The following is a 13,667-nucleotide window of genomic DNA, read 5'->3' as shown; positions in this document are numbered from 1 at the left end:
CGAAATGGCGATGTCGCTACCGGTGCGGTTCCGCAGCGAGGGCGGGCGGGTCGCGGTGGAGACCGATCCGCTGCATGCCCCGCTGCGCGACTTTCTGATCAACGATCTGGGCGAGGACGTGTCCGCGATCGCCCGGACCCAGCACCGGCTGGGCGGTGATCCGTCCGCGCCCTGGCAGGAGCAGTACCGCTACCACCGCCTCGACTTCGACGGCGCGATGGTCCACGTGCGGGACGTCGGCGGATGGGCGTCCTGCGACCTCGACCCGGCCGTCCTGCGGCAGTGCCTGGAGGAGTACCTCCAGCAGATCGGCTCGCTGCGGAGCAGGCGGAGCCTCGAACGGGTCCTCGGCGAGCCCCGCAACGGCGAACCCGTGGCGAGTTCCCTGGCCCTGGGTTCGGTGTCCCACCGGACGCAGGGCTGGGGGCTCATCCAGTCGCCGCGCGCGATGCTGGAGGACATGGCCGGGCTGACCCCGCACCCGGACGCCTGCCTCCCGCACGGCGTCCTGGAGACGGCCTCAGGCCCGTGCTGGGCCGACCTGGCCGTCCTGGACGAGGCGGGCACGCGGCTGCGCGGCGGCACGAAGACCTTCATGCCGCGCGGCATCGACCCGGAGCGGCTCTTGGCGGAACTGGGCAACACACTCACCCAGGCCCGTTTCGTCCACGCGATCCCGGGGGCGTGGGAGGGCGTCATCGCCGGTGTCCCCGTGCACGGCTATGTCGACCCTGATGCCGTCCTACGCCTCCCCTGCCAGCCGATCGAGATCGAGGGCGTCGTCCGGCACGTGCGGGTGTTCTTCCCGGAGCTGGCCGACTCCGGGGTCGACCTCCAGGGGGCCGCGTCCACTGCGAGCACGTTCACGCAGACCATCCATGGGCCGCGCCATGTCCTGACCGCGTTCTTGCTCCACGACGTGCAGAGCCACCGCCACCATCTGGAGGTCGTGCGTGCGGCGCGTCCCGGCTGGGAGCACACGGGGAACGCGTGCCATCTGCGGGTCGACGTCCAGACCGTCCGGTTGGAGCATCTGTGGCTGCCGGGCCACGCGTGCGAGATGCCGACGGGCGAGTTCGCCGGCGTCCTCTACGAGTACGAGCGCCACCTGACCCCGTAGCGCTGCGATCATTCTTCTGGAGCAGGGAACCGGGAAGGGCGCGCATGGCTGTGATGGGACGACTCGTAGACCGCCTCTTCGGGCTTCCGGACGTCCCTTCACCGGACGTGCGTATGGCCCGTGACCTGCGCGTCCCCATGCCGGACGGGGTCGAACTCGTCGCCGACCTGTACCGTCCGCGCGGGGCGGGGCCGATGCCCGCCGTCCTGATCCGCACCCCCTACGGCAAGCGGCAGGCGGTGATGCGCCTGTACGCCGGGGTCCTCGCAAGGCGGGGCTTCCAGGTCGTCATCCAGAACGTGCGCGGCATCCTCGGTTCGGGCGGTGAGTTCCACGCCTTCCACACCGAGAAGGAGGACGGCCTTGCCACGCTCAAGTGGCTCCGTGACCAGCCGTGGTGCGACGGCAAGGTGGCCATGGTGGGCGCGAGCTACCTCGGCTTCACCGAGTGGGCCATCGCGCCCTACGCGGACCCGCCGCTGGCGGCGATGGGGCTCGGGATCACCGCGTCCGAGTTCGTCAGTTCGTTCTATCCGGGCGGTGCGCTCGCGCTGCACAACACGCTCGTCTGGTCGTCGTTGATGGGCACGCAGGACGAGAAGGGGAGCCCGCTCCAGAAACCGCTGCACGACAGGCGCGTCCGGCAGGCGATGCGTCACCTCCCTGTAGGGGAGGCGGACACGGCCGCCATCGGACGACCCGAATCGTTCCTGCGCGAAGTCACCGCCCATGCCGAGCCGGGCGACACGTTCTGGCAGGAGACCGACCACAGCGCCGCCGTCCCCGGCACCGCCACCCCGACCACGATGGTGACGGGCTGGTGGGACCTCTTCCTGCGCGGCCAGCTCCGCGACTTCACCGCCCTCCAGGAGGCCGGACGGCAGGTGCGCATCACCATCGGCCCCTGGGGACACGACACCAAAGCCCTCCGCGCGATGGTCGCCGACCAGGTGTCCTGGCTGAACGCACACCTGCACGGCGACAAGGCCCAGTTGCGCAGGGCGCCGGTAAGGCTCCACCTGCAAAAGGCCGACCGGTGGCTGGACTTCGACGAATGGCCGCCGCCCGAGACCAAGCCCACGCCGCTCTACTTCGCCCGCAACCTGGTCTGGGACGGCCCACCGGACAACGACCCCGTCACGTTCACCTACGACCCCATCGACCCCACCCCGACCGTCGGCGGGCCGCTCCTGTCACCCGGCAAGGGCGGGCAGCGCGACAACACGCGCATCGAGCAGCGCGGCGACGTGGCCGTCCTGACGAGCGCGCCTTTGGACCTCGACCTCGACGTCATCGGCCCGGTCTCGGCGACGATCCACGTCCGGACGAGCACCGGCCATGGCGACCTGTTCATCCGCCTCTGCGATGTCGACCGCGACGGCACGTCCCGCAACGTCACCGACGGCATCCTCCGCATCAGGGACGAGGGCGTCGTCCGGGCAGAGATCGAGATGCATCCGACCGCGTACCGTTTCCTGCGCGGGCACCGGCTGCGCGTCATGCTCGCGGGCGGCGCGTTCCCCCGCTTCGCGCGCAACCACGGCACCGGTGAGCCCGCCGGCCGGGCCGTCGCGTCGCGCCGCACCCGCTTCGAGATCCTGCGCGACGTAAACCACCCGTCCGCGATCCATCTCCCCGTATGGCGCGGCTAGCCTGCGCTCAGTTTTCGGTGTGCTCCGCGCGGAGGGCCTCGAACTCCTTGAGGACCTTCTTGCGGGACCTGGCCGACAGCCGGTCGATGTAGAGCTTGCCCTCAAGATGGTCTGTCTCGTGCTGAAGGCAGCGGGCGAGCAGACCCGTACCCTCAACCGTGATGGGCTCGCCCCTGACGTCGAAGCCGTGCACGGTCGCGTGGTCAGGGCGGGCCAGGCGCGCGTGTGGGCCCGGTACGGAGAGGCATCCTTCCTCGTCGTCGTCCAGCCGCCGGTCGCTCAGCGCGGGCAGCTCCAGGACGGGGTTCACCACGGCCCCCTTGCGGCGCTCGCCGTCCGCGTCAGGGCAGTCGTAGACGAAGACGCGCAGGTCAACGCCGATCTGGTTCGCGGCCAGGCCGACACCTTCCGCCTCGTACATGCTGGCGAACATGTCGTCGGTCAGTTCCCGCAGCGCCTCGTCGAACTCCTCGACCGGCCGGCACGCCTGATGCAGGACGGGCGTCCCCACCAGCGTGATCGGCCGCACGCGTCCCGCCATCGTCTCGCGCCTCCCCAGCCGGCCGGACCGATCTCCGCGTAGCCCGGTCCCGCGTCCGCAACGGTCTCCGGAGGACAAGCCTACGCAGACGCGATCACACAGTGCGTACACCCGGCGCGCACAGCGCGTTCCCCACCGCCGCGCCCACAGGTGGATGCAGAGCGTATTCCGCTAGTCGCACACAGTCGCCCGCTTGTCGACGCGGCGGGCCGAACCCTCGATCCGGCCGGGGCTTCCTCGCTACGTTCTTCCCGTCCGCCACCGGCCGCTGCGAGCCGCTTCGGGGGGAGCGGCCGGTCCTGTGAGAGCACCCGGGGCCGGCACGGCGGAACGGGGGGAGAGGGGTCACTTCGGGGGGAGTGGCCCCTCCTCCCGTTTGTCAGTTCGCGACAAGAGCGCCGGTGAGAACGCGTCGCCGCCTCAGCAGTCAAGACGCACCGGGCGTCCCACAATTCAGGCAACCGCGGAACCCCCCGTCCGCGGTTCGGCTACTGAAAGGTACGCCCGATGACCAGGCATCTGACGCGTGCGTTCAGAGTGCTCCCCGCGGCCGCCGTGCTGGCCGCGAGTGCCGCCCTCGCGCCCGCCGCCGTCGCCGCTCCCACCGCTCCCGGCCCCGCCACCCGTCCCGCCGCCGTCCGGCTCGCCGCCGGCCCGTACGAGCGCGGTCCCGCGCCGACCGAGGCCAGCATCACCGCCGAGCGGGGCCCGTTCGCCATCGAGAAGATCGACGTCCCGGCCGGCAGCGGCACCGGCTTCAACCGGGGCACGATCTACGCGCCGACCGACCGCGGCCAGGGCACTTTCGGCGCCATCGCCGTCTCGCCCGGGTTCGTCTCCCCGCAGGCCCTCATCGACTGGTACGGGCCGCGCCTCGCCTCCCAGGGCTTCGTCGTCATGACGCTGGAGACCAACAGCCTCTTCGACGTGCCCGCCGCCCGCGGCGACCAGCTCCTCGCCGCGCTCGACTACCTGACCGGCGAGAGCGCGGCCAAGGACCGCATCGACGCCTCCCGCCTCGCCGTCATGGGCCACTCCATGGGCGGCGGCGGGACGCTGGAGGCCGTGCGGAAGCGGACCTCGCTCAAGGCCGCCGTCCCGCTCGCGCCCTGGGACCCCGGATACGACGGGAAGGCCGTCCGGACCCCGACAATGGTCATGGGCGCGGACAACGACTTCATCGCCCCGGCCGGCACGATGGCCCACGCCTACTACACCGGCCTCACCGGCGTCCCGGAGAAGGCGTACCTCGAACTGCGGAACGCCGGGCACATGGCCTTCAACTCGCCCAACGCCACCATCGCGAAGTACGCGATCGCCTGGATGAAGCGGTTCGTCGACGAGGACGCCCGCTACGAGCAGTTCCTCTGCCCCGAGCCCGAACCGGGCACGAGCATCGCCGACTACGAGGGCACCTGCCCGACCGGCTGACACGTCTCACCCGCCACCGGGGGACAGGCGCCGGTCCCCCGGGGCGAGCCGGACGAGATGGTGCAGCAGCAGGAGCAGCTCGATGCGCCGGTCGGGGTCGAGCATCACCCCGCCGAGCGTCTCCTCCAGCCGCCGGATCCGGTACCGGACGGTCTGCTCGTGCACCATCAGCCGCTCCGCCGCCGCCACCGCGTTGTCCCGGCACTCCATGTAGGTGAGCAGCGTGCGTGACAGCGCGTCCCTGCGGTGCGGCGGCAGCTTCATCAGCGGCGCGAGCCGGGCGTCGAGCGCCAGGTCGACCAGCTCCTCGCTCTGCGCCGCGACCAGGCTCGGCAGGTGGTTTACGCAGCGCAGCGGCTCCTTGCCCGGCAGGACGCCCCGCTCCACCAGCGCGAGCCCCCGCCGCGCCCAGCGCAGCGACACCGCCGCCCTGGCCGGCGCGACGGCCGGACCGATCGCCGCGGCCCGCGTCCCCTTGAGCGCGGCCATCATCCGGTCGCGGCCGGGGCCGTCAGGGTCCGGGCAGACCAGGTACGGCTCGGGCGTGTCCCAGTCGGTGAGGAACACGGGCGGCAGCACCGGGACGGCACCGCCGTCCGGGCGGACGGCGACCGCGGCGAGCGTGCGCGGCACCGGCCAGCCCGCCGACCGCGCCACCTCCTCGATCGCCTCCGCGCTGGCCGGCGGGTCCATCACCAGCAGGTCGCGCAGCCGCCGCCGGAACCGCTCCCGCTCGCCCGCGAGCTCGCCCTGCGCCCGCGCGTAGCCCTGCCCGGCCGCGCCCGCGATGCGCTCCAGGAACACGAACAGCGACTCGGTGATCTGGCCGAGGGTGTCCAGCGACCAGCCGAGCCGCCGCGCGTCCTTGATGAACCGGCGGCACGCGACCTGCCCGCTCACCCGGATCGCGGTCTGCAGCCCGTCCAGGCCGCGGCCCTTGCGCGCCTCGTACGCGCCGATCTCCTCGAAGATGCCGGTGACCTTCTCCCAGTCCATGCCGGGCCGGCCGATGGCGCCGACGAACTGCCGGACGGTCTCCTCCACGGCCCACCGCATCCGCCGCCCGTAGCGGCTGTCCGGCGGGCGCGCGTACTCCGGGACGAGCCCCTGGATCTCCTCCACCATCTCCGCCGCCGCGGCCTTCAGGTAGGGCAGCATCGGGTCCGCGACCTCCGCCGGGACCGCGGCGAGCGGGAAGTCCGCGGCGGTGGGCCTCCTCCTCCGGCTCATGGCCACAGGGTCGGCCGTGGCGACCGTCCGGCGATAGGCGGGCACGGAAAGTTTCGGCGGCCCCCTCTTGTCACTCGGCTGACAGTCGCGGACGCGCCGCCCGGCGTGTCGCGCGCCGCGCGGGCCCGGCCTCCCCGGCGCCCGTCCGAAGATCGGCGGCACGCCAAAGAATCTTCCCGCGGCGGACCCGCGGCGGCCGGACCGGAATTCTTCGCAAAGCTATTCCCTGGACGGGCAAAACCGCCGGGATTACCTCCCAATAGGGCGGAGATCGGTATCGCGTACCGGACGTTTCCGGCGAATTGCCATTGGCTGGTCATTCGTCCCGCGCCGCGGAAACTTGACCCTGCGGAAGTCGACTTCCGGAGCCCGCTGCGAAATGGTCTCCCCCATGCATTCACGTATTCGTGCGGCCGCCGGGGCGTCCGGGCCCACCGGCTGGCTGCTGGCCTTTCTCGGCGCCCGCGAGCAGTCGCTGCGCACCCACACCGGACTCGCCGCCGGACCGGCGGAATGGCTGCTGGTCTTCCTGGAGGTCGAGCGGACCGAGCTGGCGGCCCGGCAGCGTCCCGCCGCCGTGCTGCCCCGCCGCGACCGGCGCGAGGACTCCCCCTTCGGCCGGCTGACCGCCCGCAGCGCGTAGAGGACGGACATGACCATCGAGATGCTCTTCGCCGCCCTGATCGGCGGCGCCATCGGCCTGGCCGAGCTGGTCGCGCGCTACCGCGACAAGCCCGTCTCCGCCGCCCTGTCGCCGGGCGGGCTGCTGTTCGTCTTCGTCAACGCCAGCGCGTCCATCGTCGCGCTGATCGCGATCACCGCCGCCGATTGGACGTTCGGGCTGCCGGAGACCACGCCCCCGGCCAGCCTGATGGTCATCCGGGTGATCGCGTCCGGGCTCGGGTCGGCGGCCGTGCTGCGGATGTCGTTCGCCCCCGCGCAGAGCCGCGCCGCCGGCACCGGCCCCATCTCCCTCCTCAACGGCGTCCTCCGGCTCACCGACGGCGAGCTGGAGCGCAAGCGGGCGCTCAGCAGGCTGTCGCACAACGACCTGGCGGGGCTGTCGTTCGAGCGCGACCACGCCGCCCTCGCGGAGCTGTGCTGCCACCTGATGCGCGAGTTCGACCTGGCCGAGGCGCAGCGGCTCGGCGGCCTCGCCGCCGAGCTGAGCAGCCGCGACGACCTCACCGACGCCGACAAGCTGGACTGCTGGGGCCTGGAGCTGACCCGGCTGGTCGGCGAGCGCGCCCTCCGGCAGGCCGCGCGGCGGCTGCGCGACCGCCCCCGCGACGAGCCCCGGCCCGCCGCGGCGGAGGAGCGCGCCCCGGCGCACGACACCGACCACCTCGTGGAGACCGTGCCGCCGCCGCGGCCGCCCGTCGCCAAGACCTCCCGGCTCGCCGCGAGCACGGGCGGCCGGACGGAGCGCAAGTCGTTCAGCGACGTCTGACACCCCGGGAGATACCGGTGCGCCCCGCCGCGGGCGCACCGGTATTTTTCGCGGAAAGGGCGCCCTTTTTCGGGCCGCGCCATTCTGGCCGGACGCTCCGTACCGGCCGGAGAAGCTATTTGGTCCGCAGGGGGCCCGGGACGGGATCGCCGTCGTCCCGCTGCTCCTCCAGCGTCGCCGCGATGCGGTGCAGCGCCTCCGCCAGCGAGACGAGCGCCTGCACCTGGGCGGCCGCCATGAGATTCCCCGGAGAGGGATCGGCGGCCTGCGCCTCCGCGGCCGCGTCGCACGCCTGCTGGCTCCACCAATGCACGCGGCGATCCTATTCGACGCGGCGAATGCGGCACCCGCCGCCGCGCCGCGCCATTACCGACAGCGGAATGGAAAGGGCAGGAACATGAACTCAGCACCCCGCGCGGCGCCGGGCGCCGCCGACCGGAGACCGCCGCGCTGGGCCGGGAAACCGGTCTCCCGGCTGACCACCGGCGAACTCGCCGAGGCCCTCGCGTACCTGGAGCGGCACCGCCCCGACGACGACGTCCTCGGCCGCGCCCTCGCCGGCGAGTTCGCCCGCCGCACCGCCGCCGCCGAGTTCGCCCGCCGCGCCACCGACCGCGCCCGTTCCGAGGCCCCGGACGCGCCGCGCGGCACCGCCCAGTGACATCCCCCCTCACCCGGCGCGCGCCGACTCCACGCCCCCTCGCCGACGGCGTCCTGCCCGGCACCGACAGGATCCGCGCATCACGGCGGGGGGCGGGGTATAGGACGGGGTTGAGGAGGTCGTGATGGCAGGGAAGGTCAGGGTGCGCAGGGTGTACGACCCGGCATCGTCCGAGGACGGCAAGCGGATCCTGGTAGACCGCGTGTGGCCGCGCGGGCTGTCGAAGGACAAGGCCCGCCTGGACGAGTGGGAGAAGGACGTCGCTCCCTCGACCGAGCTGCGCAAGTGGTACGGCCACGACATGGACAAGTTCGAGGAGTTCGCCGCCCGCTACGACGCCGAGCTGCGCGACCCCGACCGCGCGGCCGCCCTCGACCGGCTCCGCGCCCTCGCCGACCGCGGCACCATCACCCTGCTCACCGCGACGAAGGACCTCGACCACAGCCAGGCCGCCGTCCTCGCCACCCGCCTCAACGCCTCCGACTGACCCGCGCCACCCGCGGACCGGCCGGCGATTTTCTTGGCGGGTGTTCAATTCACTTTATGAACGTGCTGGAACGATCCCTTTTTAAGGGGAAGTTTCATGGACGTTCCAAAGTCGCTGGTCGGGTGGCAAGGTGCCTTCTATTGGCCCGCTCCAGTGCGGTCGCCGGGCTGTTGAAAAATGCTGATTGACCCCTCTGAGCTGGGAAGTTTACGCTTCCTTTGCGCAGGCTCCAGCGAGGAGGAATCGCATGCGTAAAGGGATCGCCGTTTCCGCTGCCGCCGCAATTGCCGGGATTTCGGTCGCCGTCGCGACCGCCGTGCCGGCGTCCGCCGCTCCGCTCCGGCGCGGGCCGGACGGGGTGACGATCGAGATCGCGACCGTCAACGGTTCCGGGTGCCCCGCCGGGACCGCCGCCGTCGCCGTCTCCGACGACAAGGAGGCGTTCACCGTCACCTACAGCGAGTACATGGCGCAGGCGGGCGGTTCCTCGGCACCGACCGACTTCCGGAAGAACTGCCAGATCAACATGAAGGTGCACGTCCCGCAGGGGTTCACCTACGCGATCGCGTCAGCCGACTACCGTGGGTTCGCCTGGCTGGAGCCGGGCGCGAGCGCGGTGGAGAAGGCGAGCTACTACTTCCAGGGAATGCCGCAGACCTCCGCGATCTCGCACACGCTCAACGGCGACTACGCCGACAACTGGCAGTTCACCGACACCAACGACGTGGCGCAGCTCGTCTACAAGCCGTGCGGCGAGGAGCGCAACTTCAACATCAACACCGAGCTGCGCGTGCTCAGGGGCACCTCCGACCCGTCGAAGACGAGCTTCATCTCCATGGACTCGACCGACGGGTCCATCAAGACCACCTACCACTTCGCCTGGATGCAGTGCCCCCCGTGGTGACAGCCCCCGAGTAGAGGAGAACGACCGATGCGCAGAGGACTGACCGTCCCCGCGGCCTCCCTGGCCGCCCTCGCGCTGCCGCTGGCCGCGGCCCCCGCCGCGGCCGCGGACGCCGCCGACCCGCCGCCGTCCGACCGGATCGTCATCGACGTCCTGACCGTGAACGGGTCGGGCTGCCAGTCCGGTACCGCGGCGGTGGCGACGGCGAGCGACAACACCGCCTTCACTGTGACCTACAGCGACTACCTGGCGCAGGCGGGCGGGAACTCCGACCCCACCGACTTCCGCAAGAACTGCCAGATCAACCTGCGGGTCCACGTGCCGCAGGGGTTCACCTACGCCATCGCCGGCGCCGACTACCGCGGCTTCGCCCACCTGGCGGACGGCGCGTCCGGCATGGAGAAGGCGAACTACTACCACCAGGGCATGGCGCAGACGACGCCGGTCAGCCACACGATCAAGGGCGCGTACTCGGACAACTGGCAGTTCTCCGACCGGACGCCCGTCGCCGAGCTGGTCTTCAAGCCGTGCGGCGAGGACCGCAACTTCAACATCAACACCGAGCTGCGGGTGTACCAGGGCACCTCGGACGCGGCGCAGACCAGCTTCATGGCCTTCGACTCGGCCGACGGCGGCGTCGAGACCACGTACCACTTCGCGTGGAAGCGGTGCCCCGGCTGACCGGAACGTCCCGCGACACGCCGGGCCGCGTTCCCGGCCAGGGAGGACGCGGCCCGGCGCCTGTCGGCCGACATGGGGTCCGACCTGCGGACAGGCGGTCTCAGGCGGTGAAACGAGGGTTTTAGAGTGGAGGGGACTGAAGGAGGAACCCCACATGCCACTGGCCCCCCGTCTGCCGGCGCCACCCGAGACCCTGGCTCTGCTGGAGGAGTCCTACGAGAGCGTCCTCCACCGGGATCCGGGCGAGCCGGAGTTCCACCAGGCCGTCCACGAGGTGCTCGAGTCGCTCGGGCCGGTGCTGGCGGCCCGGCCGGGGCTGGCCGCCGCCAAGATGGTCGAGCGGGTGATCGAGCCCGAGCGGCAGATCATGTTCCGCGTGCCGTGGCAGGACGACAACGGGGTCATCCACGTCAACCGCGGCTTCCGCGTCGAGTTCAACGGCGCGCTCGGGCCGTACAAGGGCGGGCTCCGCTTCCACCCGACCGTGAACCTCGGCATCGTGAAGTTCCTCGGCTTCGAGCAGATCTTCAAGAACGCGCTCACGGGCCTCGGCATCGGCGGCGGCAAGGGCGGCAGCGACTTCGACCCCCACGGCCGCTCCGACGAGGAGGTCATGCGGTTCTGCCAGTCGTTCATGACCGAGCTGTACCGCCATGTCGGCGAGCACACCGACGTCCCCGCCGGGGACATCGGCGTCGGCGGCCGCGAGATCGGCTACCTGTTCGGCCAGTACCGCCGCGTCACGAACCGCTGGGAGGCGGGCATGCTGACCGGCAAGGGCGCGCTGTGGGGCGGCTCGCTCTGCCGGACGGAGGCTACCGGCTACGGCAACGTCATGTTCGTCGCCGAGATGCTCCGCCGCCGCAAGGAGGACCTGGACGGCCAGCAGATCGTCGTGTCCGGCTCCGGCAACGTCGCGATCTACACGATCGAGAAGGCCCAGCAGCTCGGCGCGAACGTCGTCACCGTGTCCGACTCCAGCGGCTACGTCGTGGACGAGAAGGGCATCGACCTCGACCTGCTCAAGCACGTCAAGGAGGTCGAGCGGGGCCGCGTCTCCGACTACGCCGAGGCGCGCGGCGCGTCCGCCCGGTTCATCCCCGGCGGCCGGGTATGGGACGTCCCGGCCGACATCGCGCTGCCGTCCGCGACGCAGAACGAGCTGGACGCGGAGTCGGCGCGCATCCTCGTCCGCAACGGCGTCAAGGCGGTGTCCGAGGGCGCCAACATGCCGACGACGCCGGAGGCCGTGCACATCTTCCAGGACGCGGGCGTCGCCTTCGGCCCCGGCAAGGCCGCCAACGCCGGCGGCGTCGCCGTCAGCGCGCTGGAGATGCGGCAGAACGCGAGCCGCGCCGCCTGGTCCTTCTCCCGGGTGGAGGAGGAGCTGTCGACGATCATGACGAACATCCACGAGACCTGCTACGAGACCGCCGAACGCTACGGCGCTCCCGGCGACTACGTCGTCGGCGCGAACATCGCCGGGTTCGAGCGCGTCGCCGAGGCCATGCTCGCCCAGGGCCTCGTCTGACCGATCCCGCCTGAGGGACGGGCGCCTTCAACGGCGAGGGCCCCGCCCCGACCGGCCCCTCTCTGCTCCCTGTGAGGGGCCGCTCCCAACCGGCCCGCTCCGGGCCTTCCCCCTCCTTTCCGCCGCCGGCCTGTCGGTCGACGACGTCCCGACGCGACGCCCGGCGATCTCCGCATGCCTTCCCGCACGTGGCGCGCGCCCTCGCGCAGCCGCGCGGCCCGGGCTGCTTCCTGAGCAAATGAGCCCCGGCGAACCCTTGACCGAATGCTTTCTTTTATAAGATAGTCCCTACCAGTGCCGAGTGTGCTGGGAGGCGCGGATGCGGGTGGCCGAGGCGGTGGCGGGGGTGCTCGCGGCGCATGGCGTCTCGTGCCTGTTCGGCGTCCTCGGCGACGGGAACCTGCCGATCGTGGACGTGCTCGTCCGCGAGCACGGCGCCGACTACGTCCCGGCGGCGCGCGAGGACGGGGCCGTGCTCATGGCCGACGGGTACGCGCGGGCCGGCGGACGGCTCGGCGTCGCCACCGTCACGCACGGGCCGGCGCTGACCAACGCGGTGACCGCGCTGACCGAGGCCGCGCGCGCCCGGACGCCGCTGGTGCTCGTCGCCGCCGACACGCCACCGGGGGACCTGCGCAACCCGCAGGCCATCGACCAGGAGGACGTGGTCCGGCCGACCGGGGCGGGCGTGCAGTGGGCGCACTCGGCGGAGTCGGCCGCGGCGGACGCCGTCCGGGCCGTGCGGCGCGCGTTCACCGAGCGGCGCCCGATCGTGCTGAACGTCCCCACGCCGCTGCTGGAGCGCGAGGCCGGGGACCTCCCTGGAACGTTCCGCGAGGACCCGGCGCCCGCGCCGCCGCCCCGGCCCGAGGAGGCCGCGCGGGTCACGGAGCTGCTCGGGAGGGCGGAGCGTCCCGTGATCGTGGCGGGCCGGGGCGCCCTGCACGCGCGGGACGAGCTGGTCGCGCTCGGCGCCCGGACGGGCGCGCTGCTGGCCACCACGCTGAAGGCCAAGGGCCTCTTCACCGGTGAGCCGTTCGACATCGGCGTGTGCGGTGGCTTCGCCACGACACCGGGGCGGGAGCTGATCCGGAAGTCGGACCTGCTGCTCGCGGTGGGCGCCTCCCTGAACTCCTTCACGCTGGACGGCGGCCGGATGCTCGCCGCGAACCCGGTGATCGTCCACAACGACGTCCGCCCGGAGGCGTTCGAGACGCCCGCCGACCTGCGCGTCCTGGGCGACGCCGGGGCACTGGCCGCGATGCTCGCCGACACGGCCGAGCCGAGGACCGGCTGGCGGACGGACGACGTCGCGAAACGCCTCGGCGAGTACGTCTACGGGTCCGAGTACCCCGACGGCGGCGACGAGACCGGCCTCGACCTGCACACCGTGGTCGCGGCGCTGGAGCGGATGGTCCCGCGCGAGCGGACGGTGGTGGTCGAGGGCGGGCACGCGGCGCTGTCCGAGCCGTCCCGCGGCCTGTCGGTGCCCGACCCGCGGGGGTTCGTGTTCCCGGTGCACTTCGGCTCGATCGGGCTGGGCCTGGCGTCCGCGATCGGCGCGGCGACGGCGCGGCCCGAGCGGGTCACGCTGGCCGTCACCGGGGACGGCGCGCTGATGATGAACCTCGCCGAACTGGACACGGCGGTGCGCCGGGGCCTGCGCCTCGTGGTCGTCGTCCTGAACGACGGAGCGTTCGGCTACGAGTACCACAACATGCTGCACCGCGGCATGGACACCGGCCTGTCGCTGATCCCGCGGCCCGGCTTCGCGGCCGTGGCCGAGGCGTTCGGGGCGCGGGCCGCGACCGTCCGGACGCCCGCCGAGCTGGACGGCCTGCGGGAACTGATCGCCGACCCGCCCGGCCCGGTCCTCGTCGACGCCCGGCTGACCCGGGCGGTGCGGACCCGCTGGTTCGCCGAGCACGAGAACGGGCTCGATCCCGCGGATCCGGACTTCCGGCCGCGCTACCGGTAAG

The 13,667-nt window shown here is 72.3% G+C and carries 14 protein-coding genes; 11 read left to right on the top strand and 3 right to left on the bottom strand.

What is annotated here, in order from left to right; all coding sequences use genetic code 11:
- Positions 1-4: 4 nt before the first annotated feature.
- Both CHF16_RS08145 and CHF16_RS08140 read left to right on the top strand, forming a co-directional pair.
- Positions 5-1,120 (top strand): hypothetical protein, encoded by a 1,116-nt coding sequence (locus tag CHF16_RS08145; protein WP_089325296.1) that lies wholly within the window; start codon positions 5-7, stop codon positions 1,118-1,120.
- Between the two features lie 113 nt (positions 1,121-1,233).
- Positions 1,234-2,772 (top strand): CocE/NonD family hydrolase, encoded by a 1,539-nt coding sequence (locus CHF16_RS08140; RefSeq protein ID WP_218826580.1) that lies wholly within the window; start codon positions 1,234-1,236, stop codon positions 2,770-2,772.
- A gap of 7 nt (positions 2,773-2,779) precedes the next feature.
- Here CHF16_RS08140 and def read toward each other — a convergent pair whose 3' ends face one another.
- Entirely contained in the window at positions 2,780-3,313 is a 534-nt protein-coding gene (gene def, locus CHF16_RS08135) for a peptide deformylase (RefSeq protein ID WP_089325294.1), read from the bottom strand.
- 507 nt (positions 3,314-3,820) lie between these two features.
- Here def and CHF16_RS08130 point away from each other — a divergent pair.
- Entirely contained in the window at positions 3,821-4,744 is a 924-nt protein-coding gene (locus CHF16_RS08130) for an alpha/beta hydrolase family protein (protein WP_089325293.1), read from the top strand.
- Positions 4,745-4,750: 6 nt separating this feature from the next.
- Here CHF16_RS08130 and CHF16_RS08125 read toward each other — a convergent pair whose 3' ends face one another.
- The gene (locus CHF16_RS08125; RefSeq protein ID WP_089325292.1) at positions 4,751-5,974 is read right to left on the bottom strand and encodes a PucR-like N-terminal domain-containing protein; all 1,224 of its coding nucleotides are present in this window, start codon (positions 5,972-5,974) and stop codon (positions 4,751-4,753) included.
- A gap of 391 nt (positions 5,975-6,365) precedes the next feature.
- Here CHF16_RS08125 and CHF16_RS08120 point away from each other — a divergent pair, with 391 nt between their 5' ends.
- Complete coding sequence (locus CHF16_RS08120) at positions 6,366-6,617, top strand: hypothetical protein (protein ID WP_089325291.1); 252 nt, start codon at positions 6,366-6,368, stop codon at positions 6,615-6,617.
- Positions 6,618-6,626: 9 nt separating this feature from the next.
- Positions 6,627-7,424 (top strand): hypothetical protein, encoded by a 798-nt coding sequence (locus CHF16_RS08115; RefSeq protein WP_089325290.1) that lies wholly within the window; start codon positions 6,627-6,629, stop codon positions 7,422-7,424.
- 115 nt (positions 7,425-7,539) lie between these two features.
- Here CHF16_RS08115 and CHF16_RS39340 read toward each other — a convergent pair whose 3' ends face one another.
- Positions 7,540-7,737 (bottom strand): hypothetical protein, encoded by a 198-nt coding sequence (locus tag CHF16_RS39340; RefSeq protein WP_143227911.1) that lies wholly within the window; start codon positions 7,735-7,737, stop codon positions 7,540-7,542.
- A gap of 84 nt (positions 7,738-7,821) precedes the next feature.
- On the opposite strand from CHF16_RS39340, the gene CHF16_RS08110 reads away from it, so the two are divergent.
- The 6 genes from CHF16_RS08110 (at position 7,822) to CHF16_RS08085 (ending at position 13,666) form a co-directional block, all read left to right on the top strand.
- Entirely contained in the window at positions 7,822-8,085 is a 264-nt protein-coding gene (locus tag CHF16_RS08110; protein WP_089325289.1) for a hypothetical protein, read from the top strand.
- A gap of 124 nt (positions 8,086-8,209) precedes the next feature.
- The gene (locus CHF16_RS08105; protein WP_089325288.1) at positions 8,210-8,572 is read left to right on the top strand and encodes a DUF488 domain-containing protein; all 363 of its coding nucleotides are present in this window, start codon (positions 8,210-8,212) and stop codon (positions 8,570-8,572) included.
- A 247-nt stretch (positions 8,573-8,819) separates the two neighbouring features.
- The gene (locus CHF16_RS08100; protein WP_089325287.1) at positions 8,820-9,476 is read left to right on the top strand and encodes a DUF4360 domain-containing protein; all 657 of its coding nucleotides are present in this window, start codon (positions 8,820-8,822) and stop codon (positions 9,474-9,476) included.
- 27 nt (positions 9,477-9,503) lie between these two features.
- Positions 9,504-10,157: a DUF4360 domain-containing protein gene (locus CHF16_RS08095; protein WP_089325286.1), complete on the top strand. Its 654-nt coding sequence runs from the start codon at positions 9,504-9,506 to the stop codon at positions 10,155-10,157.
- A 154-nt stretch (positions 10,158-10,311) separates the two neighbouring features.
- Positions 10,312-11,688 carry an NADP-specific glutamate dehydrogenase gene (gdhA, locus tag CHF16_RS08090; RefSeq protein WP_089325285.1) on the top strand — a complete coding sequence of 459 codons (1,377 nt, stop codon included), beginning with the start codon at positions 10,312-10,314 and terminating at the stop codon, positions 11,686-11,688.
- A gap of 319 nt (positions 11,689-12,007) precedes the next feature.
- Positions 12,008-13,666, top strand: coding sequence for a thiamine pyrophosphate-binding protein (locus CHF16_RS08085; protein WP_089325284.1), 1,659 nt, complete (start codon positions 12,008-12,010; stop codon positions 13,664-13,666).
- The last annotated feature ends 1 nt before the right edge of the window (position 13,667 follow it).

This window comes from Actinomadura meyerae (assembly GCF_900188445.1).
Taxonomy (GTDB): Bacteria; Actinomycetota; Actinomycetes; order Streptosporangiales; family Streptosporangiaceae; genus Spirillospora; species Spirillospora meyerae.
Note: the sequence above shows the minus strand (reverse complement) of the source record. Positions and strands in the feature narration are given on the sequence as shown.